Source organism: Actinomadura sp. NPDC000600 (assembly GCF_040492135.1).
In the GTDB taxonomy this organism is placed as follows: domain Bacteria; phylum Actinomycetota; class Actinomycetes; order Streptosporangiales; family Streptosporangiaceae; genus Spirillospora.
This window is the reverse complement of record NZ_JBEUPD010000001.1, coordinates 78856-96731: the sequence shown is the minus strand read 5'-3', so window position 1 is coordinate 96731 and position 17876 is coordinate 78856. Positions and strand designations below refer to the sequence as shown.

The window sequence follows — 17876 nt, the reverse complement described above, 5'->3', positions numbered from 1 at the left end:
GCCTACACGTCACCGGGAGCCGTAGTTGTACAGCGGCTTGATGACGGGGTCCTTCTGGGAGGCGTTCGCGAGCTGGACGGCGCCGAACGACGCTCCGGCGGCCAGCAGGACGCCGACGATTGCGGCGATGGCGATGCGCATCAGGGGGTCCTTCGTCGGGGGTCGGATCTGCGGCGCGTGATACCGCCGAGTAACGGGAAGCTCAGAGTAGTCCCTGAGGGCAGGATTGACCAGAAAACGGCCAGACTCGTCACCGCCCACGCGGCCGCCGCGGGCGCGGCCGGGACCGCGTCCCGGACTCCCCCACCGGCCCCCTCGATCCGGTAGACGACCAGGTCAGGGCCGCGCAGGACCTCGGTGGCGGCGCCGGAGGGACGGTTGGCGCCCGGCTCCGCGTCCACGACGACGTACCGTACGCCCTCGTCACGCAGCGTCGCCGCGGGCGGTGTTCCGGTCCGCGCGGCGGGCGCGAGCCTGATCGCCCTGGGGTCCTCGGGCGCGACGGTCGTCCCGCCCACGGTGACGGCGTCGTCCACGATGACGCGGCGGTGCAGGTAGCGGGGCAACGGGTCGAGTACCCGGCGGCCGTGGTTCCACGGGTAGCTCCGGTAGGACGCCCACGGCAGGACCAGCACGTCCCCGGACGCCGGGTCGCCGTCGATGATCTGCCGTGCGCGGGCCCAGTCGCCGGGGTATCGGACGGACCGCAAGTCCCCCGCCGCGCCCCACGCCAGTGTCGGCAGCAGGAGCACCGGAACGGCCGCCGCGCCGGCGGCCACTCCCGGCCACCTGGCCTCGGCCGCCCGGTCGGCGGCCGCACCGAGCCCCACGGCGACCACGACGGCGAGCGGGGCCGCGTACTGCTGCCCGTCGCGGAGGACGGCGAACCCCGGCCAGAGGTCGATGAGGACTTGGAGGACCGGGGCCGCCACCGCGCCGAGAGCCGCCACGGCGAACCCGATCGCCGCCGCCACGGCCGCGCCCCTCCACCAGACGGGCTCGCGGCACCATCGCCAGTAGGCGGCCAGCGCGATGAGCACCACGAGCAGCCAGAGCGTCGCGGTGACCGGCGCCCCGTAGCCGCGCGGCACCGTCTCGCCGTTCCAGACCCCGCCGAGCAGGAGCAGGCTCCCGAGCGTCCCGAACGGTGTGTCCGCCCTGGCCGCGAACAGGTCGACGGCCGTCCCGTCCCCTGGCACACCGGCCGGACGCAGCGCTCCCGGTATCAGCCACGGCAGGCTCAGCACGCCCGCGGCGGCCACGACCCGCAGGCCGGCGCGGAGGCGCTGGACCCTTGCCGAGCTCACGAGGGCGACGGCCAGGGCCGTCAGGGCCGAGACCGTCAAGGCCGCGAAACCGCCGATCGCGGCGGGGAGCAGGGTCCGGACGAGGCGGCGGCCGCCGCCGGGCTCCTCCGTCCGCGCGGCCGCCGCGACCACCCAGGGCAGGGCCGCGTAGCCGAGGAGGAGCGCCCACTGCCCCAGCAGCAGCCGCTCGGCGACGAACGGGTTCCAGGCGTAGCAGACGCCGGCGGCCAGGCGCGGCGGCAGCCGGGGCGACGGGACCAGCGAGGCCGCCGACGTGCACGCCGTCACGAAGACCGCGAGCAGGACGAGCTTCTGCACCGCGTCCGCCGGGAACACGGTGGAGAGCGCGGTGACGAACGCGTCGCTCGGCACGTGCCGGGGCACGACCCCGGTCAGCCCGAACGTCATGCGGGTGAACGCCGGATCGGGCACGAACACCATGTCGTAGGACAGCACGAAGCCGGGCGCGAGCCCCGGCCCCAGTGCCGCGAGCCCGAGCCCGAGGCCGGTGAGGGCGGCCACCAGGTGCCGCGTCCGGTCGGTCAAGCAGTCCGCTCCCGCATGTGAGCCTGGACGCTACCCGACCGGCTCGGGGTCCCGGGGCAGGCCGAGGATCCGCTCGCCGATCACGTTCAGGTTGACCTCGGTGGTGCCGCCGCCGATCGTCATCGCCCGGGACGCGAGCAGGTAGCGGGTCCAGCGGGCGCGCAGGGGGTCGCGCCGCCCGCCGGTCAGGGCGCCCTCCTCGCCGAGCAGCGTGAACCCGAACTCGGTGACCTGCTGGCCGTGCTCCATCGCCACCAGCTTGCGGACGTTCGCCGTCGCCCCCGGGTCCGTGCCCGACAGCCGCTTGAGCGTGGCGCGCAGCCCGAGCAGGTTGAACGCGTGCTCGTCGCAGGCCAGCCGGCCGACGGCGGCGCGGACGACCGGGTCCCCGTCCAGGCCGAGCTCGGCCGCGAGGGCGAGCAGCTTGGGCAGGTCGCCGCCGAGCTGGAAGCTGCTCGTCAGGCCGACCCGCTCGTTCGCCAGCGTCGTGCGGGCGACGCGCCAGCCCTCGTTGACCGGCCCCACCACGAGGTCGTCCGGCACGAACACGCCGTCCAGGAACACCTCGTTGAACACGGCGTCGCCGGTGCACTCGCGCAGCGGGCGGACCTCGATGCCGGGCGAGGACATGTCGACGAGGAAGTAGGTGATCCCGTCGTGCTTGGGACGGTCCGGATCGGTGCGGGCGACGCAGATCCCCCACTGCGCCTCGCGGGCCAGCGACGTCCAGATCTTCTGCCCGGTGATCTTCCAGCCGCCCTCGACGCGCTCGGCGCGCGTCCGCAGCCCGGCGAGGTCGGAGCCCGCGCCCGGCTCGGAGAACAGCTGGCACCAGATGATCTCGCCGCGCAGCGTCGGCGGCAGGAACCGCTCCTGCTGCTCGGGCGTGCCGTACTGGACCAGCGACGGGACGACCCACGCCGCGATCATCAGCGGCACCGGGCGCACCTTCGCCGCCTTGAGCTCCTGCTGGATCACGATCTGTTCGAGCGGCCCGGCGCCGCGACCCCACGGCGTCGGCAGGTGCGGCGTCACCCAGCCGCCCTCCGCCATCGCGGCGCGCTGTTCGAGCGGCTCCATCGCGGCCAGCTCGGCGACGCGGGCCCGGATCTCCTCGCGGACCGGCGCCGCGTCCTCGGCCAGCTCGATGCTCATCGGACGCCGGACGCCCTTGACCGCCAGCGCGGCGAGGGTCGCCTGGTGCTTGCTCGTCCGTCCTAGGAGCGCGCGGAGGGTCAGGGCCCGCCGGTAGAGGAGGTGGGCATCGTGCTCATAGGTGTAGCCGATGCCTCCATGAACCTGGATGTTGCCTTCGGCGCAGGTCACGGCGGCGTCCGCTGCTAGGGCGGCGGCTACTGCGATGGCGTAGTCGCGCTGTTCTTCTGGCTCGTCCAGAGCGCGCGCGGCGTCCCAAACGGCTGCCCTGGCGCGCTCCACGGCGATGAGCATGCGCGCGCACTTGTGCTTGACGCCCTGGAACTGGCCGATCGGACGGCCGAACTGCTCACGCAGCTTCGCGTACGCGACGGCGTCGTCCAGGGCCCGGCCCGCGACCCCGCATGCCTCGGCCCCAAGAAGGACGACGGCGAGGGCATGCACGTTCACGCCGCTCATGACACTCTCGTCCGGTAGAGACACGTCCGTGACCGTGACCGATCCGACCGGGCGGGTGATGTCGAGGGACTCCAGCGGCTCGACGGTGACGTCGTCCCGCCGCAGGACGACCCAGCGGTCACCGGCCGGGAGCACGAAGAGGTCGGCCAGGGGCGCGCCCAGCACCGGCTGCACCGTCCCGGAGACGGTGGAGCCGTCGATGTCGAGGCCCGCCGAAAGCCCGACCGCCGCCTTCCCGGTCCCGTCGACGAGCCCGCGCACGTCGGCCCCGGCCGCGTGCATGATCGCCGACGCCAGCACGGTGGGGGTGTACAGGCCGGGGGCGAGCGCCCGGCCCAGCTCCTCCAGCACGACGGCCTGCTCCAGGATCCCGAATCCGTCGCCGCCGGCGTCCTCGGGCAGGTGCAGTCCGAGGAGGCCCTGCTCGGCGAGCGCGGGCCAGAACCCCGCGTCCGCGTCCCGGACGGCCTGCCGCGTGACGGCACGCTCGGTGAAGCCGCGCACCGACGCCGCGAGCGCCTCGTGTTCCTCGGTCAGCCCGATGCCCATGACCACACCTTTCTCGGAGGTGGCCACAGCCTATTAGAACGGCATTCGGTTGTCAGGAACGGGCCCGGGCCGAGAGGGCCGGGTCAGGCGGCGATCTTGAGCTGGCCGAGGAACTCGTTGATGTCGGGCCACCGCTGGCGGTGCGTGTTCGGCATCGACGCGAACACGACCGCGGGCGACTTGCGGCCGGTGTCGACCACCGCCATGGCGACGATCTCGCCGGTCGCGCGCACCCCGGCCCGCTTGTAGGTGAGGTAGGAGGCGACCAGCCAGCCCTTGTGCCCGTCGATGTTCAGGGCCTGCGACGCCAGGGGCGCCGACTTGTGCGGGAACGCGTAGTACTGCGCCTCGTAACCCTTGGCGGCCAGCCCGGCCACGTTCTTCACGCTGTCGGGCCCCTGGTAGGCGCTCTGCAGGGTGGGGATCAGCGTGCCGGTGAGGAACTGCCCGTACCAGAGCCGTTCCGCCTGCCGCTCCGTCACCAGGACCTGCTGCCCCGACCAGCCCGGCGTGCCCAGCTTGTTCTTCTTGGTGGGCACCTGCCAGGGGGCCGCGAGCCGCGGATACGACAGCCCGGAGTGGACGTCGTTGACCCGCCCGAGCATCCGGCTCGGCTTGCCGCGGAACGTCGCGAGCGGCTTGTCCGGCGGCATCTCCACCTGCGCCGCCTCGGACTGCTCCGCCGCGGCCCGCCGGTCGGCGTTGCCGGACGTCTCGGACGTGTCGGCCGGCTCGTCGTCGCCGTTCTTCATGAAGTACACGCCGCCGGCCGCGAGCAGCGCGACCACCAGCAGTCCGATCCCGCCGAACAGCACGAGCCGGGAGCGGCCGCCGCCCTCGTCGAGGGCGTCGCGCCGCGGCTTCGGCGAGCCGCCGAGCTTGGCGTCGGCCGCGCTCTCGTCCGCCATCCAGTCGGGCATCTGCCAGTTGCCGCTGCTCGGCTTGCCGGGCTTCGCCGGCTGCCCGGACCCGGTCGGGACGGCCGGCACGTACCGGTCGTCGCCCTCGCCGTCGTCACCGGCGCCCTCGTCGAAGAGCGAGCCCTCCCACTGGGGCGCCTCCTCGGTCACGGGGGCGACCTTCACGTCCTCGGCGGCGGCCTCGTCGCCGGGCGCCGCCTGCTCGGCGGGCGCGGCCTTCTCGGCCGGCGCGGCCTTCTCGGCCGGCGCGGCCTCCTCGGCGGGCGCGGACTCCTCGCCCAGCGCCTCCGGCCGTCCGGTCTCGACCTTGCCCCAGACGTCGTGCGTCCCGGCGCCCTCGCCGGGCGCGGAGAACTCGGTGCGCCCCGTCGGCGGGGGCACCGGCACCTCCGGCACCTTCGGCTCGGAGAAGGCCGCCTGCGGCCCCGTCGCGCCGTCCGCGCCGTCCCGCGGCTCGCCCTCGCTCATTTCGGTCCAGCGCACGTTGCGCTCCCCCTGATCGGACATGCGGCACACGTTACGCGAAGATCACCCATGGCGTTCCGGCCGGTAATCACGCTCAGGACACATCTTCTTATCGCCTCAGTGTTGGTTTCGCGCCGCCTCGGTGCGGGTCTTTCGGACGCAGGGCCATTCGCGGCCAGGACGGCAGGGGCCTCATTGCGCGCTGGTCAGGGCCGCCTCGGCCGGCGGCTCGCCGGCGAGGCGCTCCCGGGCCAGCAGCGTCGCGCCCGCCACCGCGCCCGGCATCGCCAGCACCGCGCCCAGCGGAATGAGAAACACCACAAAGGTCGCCGCGCCGAACCCGACGACGAGCGGGCGGTCCGCCTTCAGCCGCGCGAACCGCTCCCGGCGCCGCAGCCCGCGCCGCTCCAGCGCGATCGACGTGAGCTCGCCCGCGAGGAAGTAGCCCGACACCAGCGCCGCGACCACCGGCACGACCGTCTGCCCCACCACCGGCAGGAACCCGCAGGCGAAGAACACGACCGCGAACACCAGCGCCACGGCGCCGAGGATCAGCGTGTCCTTGACCGCCCGCCCGATCTGGACCAGCAGCGGGACGTCCGGGTCCGGCGGCGCGCCGCCCTGCGACTCCTCCACCCGGACCGCGATGGCCTCGTAGAACGGGTCGCCCACCAGCAGCGTCACCGCCGTGAACGTGATGACGGCGAGGAACAGCGCCGACCCGTACAGGGCGAGCCCGGCGACGACCCGCGCCGACGTCCGCGCCGCGTCCGGCCAGCCGTCGGCGAACCCCGTCACCCATCCGGCCAGGTCGTCGAGCCGGTACGCCAGGAAGACCAGCGCCGCGACGTACACCGCCAGGACGATCAGCGCGGGGATCAGCCCGAACAGCCACTGGGCCGGGTGCCGCGCCGCCCATCCGATGCCGCGCAGCAGGTACCCCACGCCGTTGAAGAGGTCCTTGAACGCGGACGGGCGCGGCCTCTGCCGGGGCTCGGGCGAGCGCGGGTCCGGCTGCGGGCCTCCCGGCCGCGCGGCTCCGGGCTGCGGGGCCGGCGGCCGGCCGGGCTGCTGCGGCGGGACCGGCCGCGGTGGCGGGGTCGGCCGGGCTGGAGGGGGCGGCTGGGGACCGTTCCATGCGCCGGGCCGGTCCGGCGGGCCGTGCGGTTGGCTCACGCAGCCTGACCCTATAGGGCTGGCAGCCCCACAAGGCGGGCCGAACGGTCCCAAACCGCACGTCTGAGTTGCGGATCCTTCAACGCCCCCACCGTCGGCAGCATCCCGGCGCCCGGCGTCGAGCTGTAGTAGCCGCCGCTGCGGCCCTCGAACTCCTCGTCCAGCGCGAGCCGCAGCGCCATCCGGGCCCCCTGCTCCGGCGTCCGCAGCACCGGAGTGCGCGAGAACAGCCCCATGACGCGCTCGGTCCCGCGGACGTCCCTGCCCAGGCTCGTCGCGGTGAGCCCCGGGCAGACCGCGTTCGCCGTGACGCCGCTGCCCTCCATCCGCCTGGCCAGCTCCTGCGCGAACATGATGTTGAGGAGCTTGGACCGGCCGTACACCCGCAGCGCCCCGGCCGGGCCGTACGACCGGGGCTCGGCCATCCGCTCGACGTCGAGCCGGTCCGCGAACCGGTGCGCCTCGGACGCCACGACGACCACCCGCGACGGCGCGCCCTTCTCCAGCAGCCCCAGCAGCAGGTTCGTCAGCAGGAAGGGCCCCAGATGGTTGGTCGCGACCACGCGGTCGTACCCGTCCGCGCTTACCTTGGCCCGCAGCAGGTACACGCCCGCGTTGTCGACCAGGACGTGCAGCCGGTCGAACCGCTCCTCCAGCGACGCCGCGACCCGCCGGACGTCCATCTGCACCGACAGGTCCCCCAGGAACGTCTCGATCCGCGCGTCCGGGACGTCCTTTGTCAGCTCCTCCACCGCCGCGGCGGCGCGCAGCTCGTTCCGGCAGACGATCCCCACCAGGAGCCCCGCCCGCGCCAGGCCCCGCGCGATCTCCTTCCCGATCCCGGACGTCCCGCCGGTGACAATCGCGATCTTGCGCTCCATCCCTCCACCGAACCACCCGCCGCAACCCCCGGCAAACGGCACGGCGCTTCCGGACGGTAACGGCGCGGCGTCCCGGATATAACGGCACGGCGTCCCGGAGATACGGCGCCGCTCAGCCGCCCCCCGCGACCGCCCGCCGGGCCTTCACCCAGAGCTTGTACAGGAGCCGCTGCCACTCCGGCTGCAGCAGGTGCACCAGGAGGTCCTCCTTGGTGGTCCGGCGCGCCCGCCGGGTGCCCGCCCAGGTGCGGACGAGGTCCGTGAGGAGGGTCCGCCGCGCCGGGTCGCCGCCCGCAACCATGGCGAACAGGGAGACGATCCCCGGCCGCAGGGCGGGACGCGCCGCCGCCGTCTCCAGCCACAGCATGGCCACCTCGGGAAAGCGGCCGAACCCGGTCCCGGTCCTCAGCTCGGCGGCCATGGCGACCGACCACGGCGGCACGCACGCCTGGGCCGGAACGGCCGCCGACGCCGTCAGCACGGCGGCGAGGCCGGCGGTGTCTCGTTCGGCCGCCAGATCCAGGAACAGCGCCGTCGCCAGTTGCGCGCGGACCTCGGCCTCCCGGGGCGGGCTGCCGTCGGCGTTGCGCGCCCAGGCGAGCGTCAGGTCGAGCATCGCGCGTCGGTCGTGCGCCGCCAGTTCGCGCGCGGCGCCCAGCGCCGCCGCCCGGAGCCGCTCGCCCCCCTGGCGCGCCAGACGGTCGACGGCGCCCAGCGTGATGTTCCACAGCCACGTGTCGCGCGCCGGCGCGTCCGGCAGGAGGTCGAGCAGGACCCGCAGGCCCGTCCGGGCGCGCCGCTCGGCGTCGGCCTCCACCCTCAGCGGCACCGACGACCCGCACCACGCGGCGGCCGCGCGGACGACCTCCCGCCGGTTCGCCTCCGCGAGGGTCCGCACCACGTCCAGTACCTCGTCCCGCACCTGCTCGTTGCCGTAGGTCGCGAGATGCTTCAGGCGGGTCAGGGCGACCGTCGCGTAGGACTCGCCGACCACCTGGCACACGCGCGCCACCGTCAGCTTCAACGTCTGCGGGGCGTTCCGGTTGTTGGCCCATTCGTAGAGGCCCCTGCGCACCCGGCCCCCGACCAGCGGGTCCAGGCAGGTCCGCGCCAGGGCGACGTAGGCGAGGTCGGCCTTCCCGTCGGAGGCCCAGCCCCCGGCCACCTGGACGATCTTCGCCGCCGCCCCGCTCTCGGCGGCGAGGTCGGCGAACACCTCGACGAGCTTCTGGCGGCGTCCCGGGTCGAGCGCCAGCACGGTGTCGCTCGGCAGGGCCGACAGCCACTCCAGCAGGTCCATCCGCACCAGCGGGTAGTCGTCGCAGACGTGCCGCAGGACCGAGGAGGCGTAGCCGTGCCGGCGGAACACGATCCGGTCGTCCGCGCGGTCGGCGCCGAGCAGCTCGCTCAGCCCTGTGGACGGGCACCAGGCGAGCCCGCCGCCCTCGACGTTGATCTCGAGGTGCCGCGCCAGCGACATCGCGGCGCCGTACACGCTGGTCTCGTCGGCCGGGCCGATCGCCGCGGCCGCGATCAGCAGGGTCTGGTCCCGCAGCCCGGGGTGCTCGGCGAACCAGCCGCACAGCTGGTCCTTCCAGCCCCGGTAGGCCCGCTCGACCTCCCCCTCCTCGCCGATCTCGATGACGAGGTCGGCGAGCCGGCGGGCGTCCCCCGGTAAGGCGCCCCGCAGCAGTTCGGCGGTGCGCGACCAGGCGGGCCAGCGCGTCCCGCCGAGGCCCGCCCGGTGCAGCCGGCTCCGGTAGACGAGGTCCGCGGGCGGCGGCTCCACCTGGACGATCGGCAGGAAGCCGGCGAACCGGCGCAACTCGGTCTCGTTCCCGACGACGAGCAGGAAGCCCCCGGCCCTCTCGATCCTCTCCTTGCATGACCACAGCCGCTTCTCGTCGTCGTCGGTCCCGCGCACCAAGTACCCGAGCTGCGCGCTCGGGCCCTCCTCCACGTCGTCCTCCTCGGGAGAGAACAGGTGGACGGGCATCCCCGGACGGAGCTCCCGCAGCGCGGCGATCGCCGTGGTCGACACCCCGGCTCCCGGGGGGCCGGCCAGCCCGATCGCATGGTGACGCCCGAGGACGGTCACGATCTGGTCGTGGTTGCGGGCGCGCACGTACCCGGCGACGCGCTCGTCCACGTCGGCCTCCCCCAGCATCATCGACCGGCGCTTGTGCACCTCGACGAGCTGCTGGACGATCAGGTCGCGGGACACCGTGTTGCCGATCACGTTCTGGGCCCCGTCGCCGCTGATCGTGAAGTCCTCCATCGACGTCATCGGCGCTCCTGCCGGAAGTCGCCGCCGACGGTGTTCCCGATCGCGTTCTGGGCGCCGTCCCCGTTGATCGTGACGCCGTTGACGGACGTCCCGCCGGACGGGGCCGGGGGCGCGGAGGGGGCGGCCTCCTGCGGCGGTCGCTCGCGCCGGTCGGGCCGCGGCCCCTCGGACGGGACGGGCACGTAGAGGTAGGCGGGCCGGTCGAACTGCTTCACCTGGACCCTGACCTCGGTGAACTGGCTCTCGCGCAGGCCGCTCCGCCCGCCCGCGACGTAGGGGGTGAACAGCTCCGCCGAGAGCAGGAAGGCCGCGAAGGTCACCTCGGGGTCGCTGTCGTCGAGCGCGGCCCGCAGCGGCTTCCCGTCCAGCAGGCGGCAGGCGTCGATGACGGCGGTGGAGATGCCGGGCGCGTCGGGGCGCTCGTCGTCCACGAGCCCGACGTGCAGGGCGGCGCGCAGGCGGAGCCGCATCCCCCGCGCGCGCAGCCTCGGGGCGCACTCGGCCAGGGCGTCCTGGAGGCGCCGGGGGAACGGATCGATGAGCGCGGGCACCGCCTCGTGCGGCAGGACGGCGAGGATCCCGTCCCCCGTGCTCTCCATGAACCGGACGTCGTCCCATGCCTGGCCGAGCCCGCTCTCGGCGCAGGCCGCGGCCAGCACGCGCCGGATCTCCAGGTGGACGTCCGGCAGGTCGGCGTCGCGATGCGCGCTGAACTTCTCGGCGTCCACGACGAGAACAGCACGGTATTGCTCCATAGGGCCCCCTCCACTCATGCGGACGGCAACCACTGTGGAGCCGAAGCGCCGGAAGAACTGTCGGAATTCAGACAGAACCGCGGCCCGATGCGGCCAGCTCGCGGAGGCGGGGCAGATCGGTGATGACGGTGCGGCCGCGCTCGGTGGAGACGACGCCGAGGTCGCGCAGCCGCGCCAGCTCGGCCGCGACGACACTGCGGGAGAGCCCGACCGCCTGGCCGATCTCCAGTTGGCCGAGCCCCACACCGGGCGGCCCGTCCCCGGCCGGCACGGCGAGGCGCAGGAGGGCCCGCATGACACGGGGACCGGCGGACAGGGCCGCCGTCTCCGCGCGCCAAGCCTCCCCCTCGCGCAGGCGCCGCATCGCACGCCGCAGCATCTCCTCCTCCGCCCCGGCCGAGCGCAGCAGGGAACGGAAGCGGTCCGCGGGCAGGACGCGCGTGACGCACGGATCCATCGCGACGGCCGTCGCGGAGCGGTCGTCGCCGCCGAGCACGGCGATCTCCCCGAGGATCTCGCCCGGCCCCCGGACGGCGAGCAGGAGCACCTCGCCGTCCGGAAGGGTCAGCAGCGCCTTGATCCGGCCCCGCGTCAGGAGCAGGACGTGCGTCGCGGGGTCGCCCTGGCGGAGCAGGACGTCGCCCGCGGCGAACCGCCGCTCCGCGCCGGCCGCGACGAGCGACTCCCAGATGCCCACCGTCCCATGATGCTCCCCGCCGGCGCCCCTGGCACCGAAGTGGAACACGTTCTAGTATTTCGGCCATGAGGTTCACCTACGCCGAGGCCATGACCGATCCGTCGTACTACCTGCCGCTGGCCAGGGCCGCCGAGGCGGCCGGGTACACGAGCATGTCGGTCGCCGACTCGCTGGTGTATCCGAAGGAGTCGGACTCGGTGTACCCGTACACCCCCGACGGCGACCGGGGGTTCCTGGAGGACAAGCCGTTCATCGAGACGTTCACGCTGATCGCGGCCATGGGGGCGGTGACCGAACGGCTGAGGTTCACGCCGTTCGTCCTCAAGCTGCCGGTACGTCCGCCCGTGCTGGTGGCGAAGCAGGCCACCTCGGTCGCGTGCCTGACCGGCGGGCGGCTCGGCCTGGGCGTCGGGCTCAGCCCATGGCGGGAGGACTTCGAGGTCATGGGCGTCCCTTGGGAGCGGCGGGGCAGGCGCATGGACGAGGCCATCGACATCGTGCGGGGGCTGAGCGGCGGCGAGTACTTCGAGTACCACGGCGAGCACTTCGACGTCCCGGCGCTCAAGATCTGCCCGGCGCAGCCGTTCCCGATCCTGGTCGGCGGGCACAGCGAGGCCGCGCTGCGCCGCGCCGTGGTGCGCGGGGACGGCTGGATGCACGCCGGCGGCGACGACCTCGACGACCTGCTCGCCAGGCTGGGCCGCATCCGCGAGGCGGAGGGCAAGGCCGGCGACCCCTTCGAGGTGCACGTCATCTCGATGGACGCCTACACGCCCGACGGGGTGAAGCGGCTGGAGGACAAGGGCGTCACCGACGTGATCGTCGGCTTCCGGATGCCCTACGCCAAGGGCCCCGACACCGAGCCGCTGGACAAGAAGATCGAGCACCTCGAACGGTTCGCCGAGGCCGTCATCGCGAAGACGGCCTCCTGACCCCGAAACGAGAACACGTTACAGTGGACGCCATCAGCTGGGACGCCCCCGACGCGGACCACCCGGCCCGCCGCGCCGCCCGCGCCTCCATGACCGCCGTCGCCGAGGGCCGCAAGGCCGACTGGCTGGCCCTCTTCGCCCCGGACGCCCTCATCGAGGACCCGGTCGGCCCGTCCTTCCTCGACCCGGCGGGCGCCGGCCACCGGGGCCCGGACGGCATCGAGAACTTCTGGAACTCCTTCATCTCCACGATCGCCGGCTTCCGCTTCCGCGTCGCCGACTCGTTCGCCAACGGCCCCTGCTGTGCCAACGTCGCGACGATCACGACCACGACGCCGGACGGCGCCACGATGACCATCGACTGCGTCCTCGTCTACACGGTGGACGACGCGGGCAAGATCACCTCCCTGCGCGCCCACTGGGAGCCCGACCGCGCCATGGCCACCCTCACCACCTCCTGACATGCGATGACGCCGGGCCGGCGCGCGGGCCCGGCCGCTTGACAGGCCGTACTGTCCCCCGATACAAAACCAACTGGTTATAGAACCGGAAGGTTTGATCAGTGGACACCAGCACCCTGGACGCGACGTTCGCCGCGCTCGCCGACCCGACCAGGCGGGCCATCCTGGCCCGGCTGACCCGGGGCGAGGCGTCGGTGGGCGAGCTGGCCGCGCCGTTCGACATGAGCCAGCCCGCCGTGTCCAAGCACCTGCGCGTGCTGGAACGCGCCGGCCTCGTCACGCGCGGCCGAAACGCGCAGCGGCGGCCGTGCCGGCTCGAGGCCCGCCCGCTCCGGGACGCCCTGGCCTGGCTCGCGGACTTCCGCGAGTACTGGGAGGAGAGCTACCAGCGGCTCGACGACCTGCTCGCAAGGCTCGGGGAGCAAGACGAGCAGGACGACCCGTGACGACCTGGCCGCCTCGCGGCGCGGGCCTCGTCGTCAGCGCGCCGTCCGACACCGAGATCCTTCTCAGCCGGACGTTCGACGCGCCCCGGCACCGGGTGTTCGACGCGTTCACGCGGCCCGACCTGCTGAAGCAGTGGCACGGCGCCCGGGGCTGGCGGCTCGTCGTCTGCGAGGTCGACCTGCGTCCCGGCGGCGCCTGGCGCTTCGTATCCCACGGTCCAGGCGGCGCCGAGATGGGCTACGGCGGCGTCTTCTTCGAGGTGGACGCACCGGCGAGGCTGGTGCAGAGCGAGATCCACGACGGTTGGGAGGCCGGCGAGGCCCTGGTCACCACCGCCTTCGACGAGCGGGACGACCGCACCGCCGTGAACATCACCGTCCGGTACCCCACGCGCGAGACACGCGACAGTGTGCTCCGCGGCCCCATGCGACGCGGCGCGGGCGAGTCCTACGACCGGCTCGACGCCCTGCTATCGAAAGGACGCCACCCATGACCGAGTCCCAGCCCGCCGGCAACCCGGTGCTGCCCGTACGCCCGGGAATGCTCCTGCTCGAACTCGTCCCAGTGCCCGTCAGGGACATAGACCGCGCCAAGGACTTCTACACCGGCCTCGGCTTCAACGCCGACGTCGACGTGCGGCCCTCGGACGGCGTCCGTTACGTCCAGCTCACCCCACCCGGCTCGGCCTGCTCGATCGCACTTACGGAGGGCCTGCCCGGCATGGACATGCCGGTCGGTTCGCAGCGCGGGCTGCACCTGGTCGTCAGCGACATCGAGCAGGCCAGGTCCGACTTCATCGAGCGCGGCGCGGACGTCGCCCCCGTCGAGGACATGGGCGGCGTCTTCTACGCCTACTTCGCCGACCCGGACGGCAACACCTGGACCCTCCAGCACATGCCCTGGCGCGACTGAGCGGAACGTCCCGACCGGACCGGTCCTTCGGGGGCGCCGAACGGCGGGCCGGCGGAAGGCACCTCCCGTGAGAAGATCCACCGCAGTTCGTACCGGTTCTGACCGTGGAGGCGATGATGTACGCGGTGCCCCTTGGCGATGGCGCGGAGTTGCGGCCGCTCGAACCATGGCAGGCCGGAGAGTTCCTGGACCACATCGACCGGGGACGGGAGTTCATCGGCCGGCACGTCGGGCTCCCGGACCGCGTCACGGACCTGGAGTCCAGCCGTTCGCACCTGCAGGCGTACGCCGACAAGGCCGCAGCCGACAAGGGACGGATCTACGGCATATGGGCAGGCGGCAGGTTGGTGGGCGGCGTCCTCTTCGTGACGATGGACGTCGGGCAGGGCACCGCAGAGGCCGGCTGCTGGCTGGAGCCGTCCGCCGCGGGCAAGGGCCTCGTGACCAGGGCGGTGCGCGTCATCATCGACTGGGCCGTCGAAGAGCGGGGCATCCACCGGGTGGAATGGCTGGTCTCGTCCGCCAACCGGGCCAGCATCGCCGTGGCCGAGCGGCTCGGGATGACAAAGGAGGGCACGCTCCGCGAAAGTTACCTCTATCGCGGGAAGCGGCAGGACATGGAGGTCTGGTCGGTGCTCGCCCCAGAGTGGCGAGCGAGCAGGCAGGCGTCCTAGGTTCCTCAGTCCGCGGCGGGGGTCTTGGCGGGAGCGGGGACCGGTCCGGGCGCCCCGCCGGCCGTGATCTGCTCAAGTCGCCTGTGCCGTGTCTCCGGGCCGAAAAGGGCGAGCACGACGACCGCCAGCAGCATGGGGACCGCGCCGACGGCGGCGGTCATCCGGATGGACGGCGCGGCGAACGCCACGACCGCCAAGGCCAGGATCAGGACCCCGCCGGCCTTGACCGATCCCGCGGACAGCCCGCTGCCGCGGGATCGGATGGAGGTCGGGTACACCTCGGCCGTGTACGCCGCCAGCACGGCGTTCATGATGCCGATCCCCCACACCGGCACCACGAGGAACACGTAGAGCAAGGTGCGGTTGGCCGTGATCTCCTCGCCCAGCAGCACGAAGGCGCCGAGTGCGGCGCCGATGAAGGCGGAGACCACCAGGGCGGTCTTCTTGCTGGACCACCAGTGGTAGGCCATGGCGACCGGCACGGTGAACGGGAGCCCCATGATCGCGGCGTTGCGCATCAGGCTGCTCGCGTCGACCGTGGAGAGACCGAGCCGTTCCAGGTTGGACGGCATCCACTGCTGGAACCCGTACTGGGTGCCGCCGACGCTCAGCGCGAGGAGGAGAACGCCCGCCGTCAGACCGAAGAACGGTCTCGCGAACAGATCTCCGAATCCGCGGTGCTGCTCCGTGCCCACGGAGACTTCCTCCGGCCTCTCGACGGGAACGGCGCCGTAACGCCGCATGACCGCGCGTGCCTCGTCGTCCCGGCCCTGCTGGAGAAGGAATCGCGGAGACTCGGGAATCCAGTGGTTGAGGACTATCAGCACCGCGCCCGTGGGCAGGCCCACGAGCCACAACATCCGCCAGCCGAAATTCTCCGGTGCCGCCAGGGTCGACGCCAGCCAGCTCACGGCGACGTAGGCGGTGGCGACGTTGCTGCCGATCAGAAGCATCATCCAGCCCCGGTGCCGCCTCGGCACCGTCTCGGCCAGCAGCGAGAAGACGACGGGGATCATTCCCCCGGCTCCGAGACCCATGATGAAACAGCAGACCAGGTTCATCCAGTACTCGGGCATCGCACCGCACATCGAGCTCCCGATGAACAGCATCGCCGCGAGCAGAATGGAGGCTCGGCGCCCGATGCGGTCACCCAGCCAGCCCCAGAGAAAAGAGCCGACCATGGTGCCGAAGATGCCCGACAGAGGGTAGAGCCCGATGGGCAGCGCGTCGGCCGCCGGGTGCTGCGGCCCGCGCAGCCCGTATTCCGCCTCCGCGCCGACCACGACGAAGCCGAACGAGGCCGGCTTCATACCGTCGATGACGACCGCGAACGCCAGGACGGTCAGCAAGGCCAGATGTGAAGGCCTGACCTTGGCGTCGTCGAGAGGTGCGATGCTGATGTTGCTCAACTCGGGCTTGGCCGGCCGCGACCGCGGGAACAGGCTGTAGGTGGTGAGGCCCAGGCCGATGAACACCAGGGCCATGCCGACCCACATGCCCCTGGTCATCGCCATGCCGGCGATGTGGTAGTCCATGTCGCGCGCCATGAAGTACATCGGCGTCTGCATGACGGTGCCGACGGTGGTCAGCACGAAACCGACCCAGAACGCGGAGGCGTGCTGGTACGAGGCCCCGGTGTGGCGTTTTCGAGGTGATCCGCCCTGGCGGATGAGGGCCATCACCCCCTGAAGTCCATCCCTGAGTTCGCGCAGGATGCGCATGACGGGCTTCCCCTTCAGTCGAATTCGTTCGGCTGATCACTAGGCCCACTGTTCGCGGAGACCCTGACGGATGAGGGTCCGGAAGCGGGCCGCGCAGAAGCGGTAGGCGTCGAGCGGCTGCCCGGCCGGGTCCGGCACGTCGGCCTCCGAGTCGAGGCACACGGTGCGGTCGGCGGCGGACGGAGCGAGCTCCACCACCAGGTCCCGCTGGGCGCGGGTCATGCAGTAGATCATCTTGGTCGCGGCGCACATGGCCGGGGTCAGCTGCCGCGACCGGTGGTCGAGGGGCGGGTCGATGCCCAGCTCGGCAAGAGCCGTCGCGGCCTCCGGGGCCAGCGGCGCCCCGGGCGAGCGCACCGAGACGCCCGCACTGCCGATCCACCGGCCCGGCGTGCCGCCGTTCGCGGCGAGCTCGGCGCGGGCGATCGCCGCGGCCATCGGCGACCGGCTGGTGTTGCCGCCGCAGACGAACATGATCCCGTCGAGCACGGCCGCCCGCCGCGTCCGCCTCCGGGCGAGGAGGACCCGGACCGATTCCCAGCTCAGGATGAAGGCGGCGGCGACCACCATCACCGCGGTCACGTACTGGGCGGAACTGGGCAGCGGCGAGTCGAAGACGCCGTGCAGGACGAGAGAGGCGGCGATGCCGGCCAGCATGCTGGCGCAGACGTGGACCGGCGTGCCGAAGGAGAACTCCCGCCGGTTGATGAATATCAGGCTGGTCATGATGAACAGCCCCTCGTAGCAGACGCCGATCAGCAGCGCCGGGAACACCGCCGGGGTGGTGAGAAACGACGTGAAGCCGACGCGCAGGTCGTGCATCCACGAGCCCTGACCGATCAGCGCCGGTACGCCGACCATCAGCAGGAGCACGAAGGGCGCCGTCATGTGCTCCTCGACGAAGTACCTGCGATCGCGCAACGGATCGCCGGTCTTCGCGTGCGCGCTCATCAGGCGGAACCGGTTGTGGTAGCCCATCGCGTAGCAGCCGAGGCACAGCAGGGCGGCGGCCGTGAGGGTGTAGTTGGCGGCGTCGGCCAGCGCGATGACCGCCGACAGCAGGCACAGCACCAGGGCCGCGGCCGAGTACCAGTGAATCTTGTGCCGCCGTATCAGGTCCACGGCCGGTGCGTTGACGAGGGTGCTGATGCGCATGAGCACGAGCATGAAGACGATGGAAGCGCCGGGAAACGTGAAGCTGAGCGTCGTCGTGCCGATGATGAGGGCCATCCAGAACGCCGACCATGCGGTGTGCCGGGAGGGAAAGGGGATCGAGCGTCCCGCGATCTCGCGCCGTCCCGAATACTTCAGCCAGCCCCCGAGGTACACGAAGACGGGCATGGCCAGTACCTGGCCCAGCACCGCCGCCGGAAGCAGCACGAGACCGCCCACGGGTTCGTCGGCACCCGGCAGCAGACCACCTGAAAGGCCCTTGGCCAGGGCACTGTACGGCGTGTACCACAAGAAGTACCCGATGCCGAGCCCGAGCATTCCGAGCCCGAGAACTCCCCGTCTGCTCACGAGATCTCCTC

At 72.6% G+C, this 17876-nt stretch carries 17 protein-coding genes; 6 read left to right on the top strand and 11 right to left on the bottom strand.

Features of this window, described 5'->3' with window-relative positions:
• Nucleotides 1–9: 9 nt before the first annotated feature.
• From ABWI07_RS00405 to ABWI07_RS00365, 9 genes are all read right to left on the bottom strand, one after another.
• Nucleotides 10–141: a hypothetical protein gene (locus tag ABWI07_RS00405; protein ID WP_268843230.1), complete on the bottom strand. Its 132-nt coding sequence runs from the start codon at nucleotides 139–141 to the stop codon at nucleotides 10–12.
• Nucleotides 141–1853: an MmpA family trehalose lipid delivery protein gene (locus ABWI07_RS00400; RefSeq protein ID WP_353817214.1), complete on the bottom strand. Its 1713-nt coding sequence runs from the start codon at nucleotides 1851–1853 to the stop codon at nucleotides 141–143. The genes ABWI07_RS00405 and ABWI07_RS00400 overlap by 1 nt, the downstream gene beginning before the upstream one ends.
• Before the next feature lie 30 nt (nucleotides 1854–1883).
• Nucleotides 1884–4016, bottom strand: coding sequence for an acyl-CoA dehydrogenase family protein (locus ABWI07_RS00395; RefSeq protein WP_353817213.1), 2133 nt, complete (start codon nucleotides 4014–4016; stop codon nucleotides 1884–1886).
• Nucleotides 4017–4099: 83 nt separating this feature from the next.
• Nucleotides 4100–5443, bottom strand: coding sequence for a flagellar basal body-associated FliL family protein (locus tag ABWI07_RS00390; protein ID WP_353817212.1), 1344 nt, complete (start codon nucleotides 5441–5443; stop codon nucleotides 4100–4102).
• A 150-nt stretch (nucleotides 5444–5593) separates the two neighbouring features.
• Nucleotides 5594–6577, bottom strand: coding sequence for an EI24 domain-containing protein (locus tag ABWI07_RS00385; protein ID WP_353817211.1), 984 nt, complete (start codon nucleotides 6575–6577; stop codon nucleotides 5594–5596).
• Between the two features lie 11 nt (nucleotides 6578–6588).
• A complete protein-coding gene (locus ABWI07_RS00380) occupies nucleotides 6589–7458 on the bottom strand; it encodes an SDR family NAD(P)-dependent oxidoreductase (RefSeq protein ID WP_149259239.1) in 870 nt (289 codons plus the stop codon).
• A gap of 112 nt (nucleotides 7459–7570) precedes the next feature.
• Nucleotides 7571–9745: a hypothetical protein gene (locus ABWI07_RS00375; RefSeq protein ID WP_353817210.1), complete on the bottom strand. Its 2175-nt coding sequence runs from the start codon at nucleotides 9743–9745 to the stop codon at nucleotides 7571–7573.
• Complete coding sequence (locus ABWI07_RS00370; RefSeq protein ID WP_353817209.1) at nucleotides 9742–10500, bottom strand: hypothetical protein; 759 nt, start codon at nucleotides 10498–10500, stop codon at nucleotides 9742–9744. The genes ABWI07_RS00375 and ABWI07_RS00370 overlap by 4 nt, the downstream gene beginning before the upstream one ends.
• A 67-nt stretch (nucleotides 10501–10567) precedes the next feature.
• Complete coding sequence (locus tag ABWI07_RS00365) at nucleotides 10568–11197, bottom strand: Crp/Fnr family transcriptional regulator (RefSeq protein ID WP_149259236.1); 630 nt, start codon at nucleotides 11195–11197, stop codon at nucleotides 10568–10570.
• A gap of 65 nt (nucleotides 11198–11262) precedes the next feature.
• Here ABWI07_RS00365 and ABWI07_RS00360 point away from each other — a divergent pair, with 65 nt between their 5' ends.
• The 6 genes from ABWI07_RS00360 (at nucleotide 11263) to ABWI07_RS00335 (ending at nucleotide 14623) form a co-directional block, all read left to right on the top strand.
• Nucleotides 11263–12129 carry a TIGR03619 family F420-dependent LLM class oxidoreductase gene (locus tag ABWI07_RS00360; protein ID WP_149259235.1) on the top strand — a complete coding sequence of 289 codons (867 nt, stop codon included), beginning with the start codon at nucleotides 11263–11265 and terminating at the stop codon, nucleotides 12127–12129.
• Nucleotides 12130–12152: 23 nt separating this feature from the next.
• Complete coding sequence (locus tag ABWI07_RS00355; protein ID WP_353817208.1) at nucleotides 12153–12590, top strand: nuclear transport factor 2 family protein; 438 nt, start codon at nucleotides 12153–12155, stop codon at nucleotides 12588–12590.
• Nucleotides 12591–12691: 101 nt separating this feature from the next.
• Entirely contained in the window at nucleotides 12692–13036 is a 345-nt protein-coding gene (locus ABWI07_RS00350; protein ID WP_353817207.1) for an ArsR/SmtB family transcription factor, read from the top strand.
• Nucleotides 13033–13530 (top strand): SRPBCC family protein, encoded by a 498-nt coding sequence (locus ABWI07_RS00345; RefSeq protein WP_149259233.1) that lies wholly within the window; start codon nucleotides 13033–13035, stop codon nucleotides 13528–13530. Before ABWI07_RS00350 ends, ABWI07_RS00345 begins: the two co-directional genes overlap by 4 nt.
• A complete protein-coding gene (locus ABWI07_RS00340; RefSeq protein ID WP_149259232.1) occupies nucleotides 13527–13949 on the top strand; it encodes a VOC family protein in 423 nt (140 codons plus the stop codon). Before ABWI07_RS00345 ends, ABWI07_RS00340 begins: the two co-directional genes overlap by 4 nt.
• Before the next feature lie 116 nt (nucleotides 13950–14065).
• A complete protein-coding gene (locus ABWI07_RS00335; protein ID WP_149259570.1) occupies nucleotides 14066–14623 on the top strand; it encodes a GNAT family N-acetyltransferase in 558 nt (185 codons plus the stop codon).
• 5 nt (nucleotides 14624–14628) lie between these two features.
• Here ABWI07_RS00335 and ABWI07_RS00330 read toward each other — a convergent pair whose 3' ends face one another.
• Both ABWI07_RS00330 and ABWI07_RS00325 read right to left on the bottom strand, forming a co-directional pair.
• Nucleotides 14629–16344, bottom strand: a complete 1716-nt coding sequence (locus tag ABWI07_RS00330; RefSeq protein ID WP_353817206.1) for an MFS transporter — start codon at nucleotides 16342–16344, stop codon at nucleotides 14629–14631.
• 39 nt (nucleotides 16345–16383) lie between these two features.
• Nucleotides 16384–17865, bottom strand: coding sequence for an arsenate reductase/protein-tyrosine-phosphatase family protein (locus ABWI07_RS00325; protein ID WP_353817205.1), 1482 nt, complete (start codon nucleotides 17863–17865; stop codon nucleotides 16384–16386).
• Nucleotides 17866–17876 lie beyond the last annotated feature (11 nt).

What these genes read in the sequence shown, in the direction of transcription:
- ABWI07_RS00405 (WP_268843230.1), bottom strand. Translation starts at nt 141, where the DNA reads ATGCGCATCGCCATCGCCGCAATCGTCGGCGTCCTGCTGGCCGCCGGA.
- ABWI07_RS00380 (WP_149259239.1), bottom strand. Translation starts at nt 7,458, where the DNA reads ATGGAGCGCAAGATCGCGATTGTCACCGGCGGGACGTCCGGGATCGGG.
- ABWI07_RS00370 (WP_353817209.1), bottom strand. Translation starts at nt 10,500, where the DNA reads ATGGAGCAATACCGTGCTGTTCTCGTCGTGGACGCCGAGAAGTTCAGC.
- ABWI07_RS00360 (WP_149259235.1), top strand. Translation starts at nt 11,263, where the DNA reads ATGAGGTTCACCTACGCCGAGGCCATGACCGATCCGTCGTACTACCTG.
- ABWI07_RS00335 (WP_149259570.1), top strand. Translation starts at nt 14,066, where the DNA reads ATGTACGCGGTGCCCCTTGGCGATGGCGCGGAGTTGCGGCCGCTCGAA.
- ABWI07_RS00395 (WP_353817213.1), bottom strand. Translation starts at nt 4,016, where the DNA reads ATGGGCATCGGGCTGACCGAGGAACACGAGGCGCTCGCGGCGTCGGTG.
- ABWI07_RS00390 (WP_353817212.1), bottom strand. Translation starts at nt 5,443, where the DNA reads ATGTCCGATCAGGGGGAGCGCAACGTGCGCTGGACCGAAATGAGCGAG.
- ABWI07_RS00375 (WP_353817210.1), bottom strand. Translation starts at nt 9,745, where the DNA reads ATGACGTCGATGGAGGACTTCACGATCAGCGGCGACGGGGCCCAGAAC.
- ABWI07_RS00340 (WP_149259232.1), top strand. Translation starts at nt 13,527, where the DNA reads ATGACCGAGTCCCAGCCCGCCGGCAACCCGGTGCTGCCCGTACGCCCG.
- ABWI07_RS00330 (WP_353817206.1), bottom strand. Translation starts at nt 16,344, where the DNA reads ATGCGCATCCTGCGCGAACTCAGGGATGGACTTCAGGGGGTGATGGCC.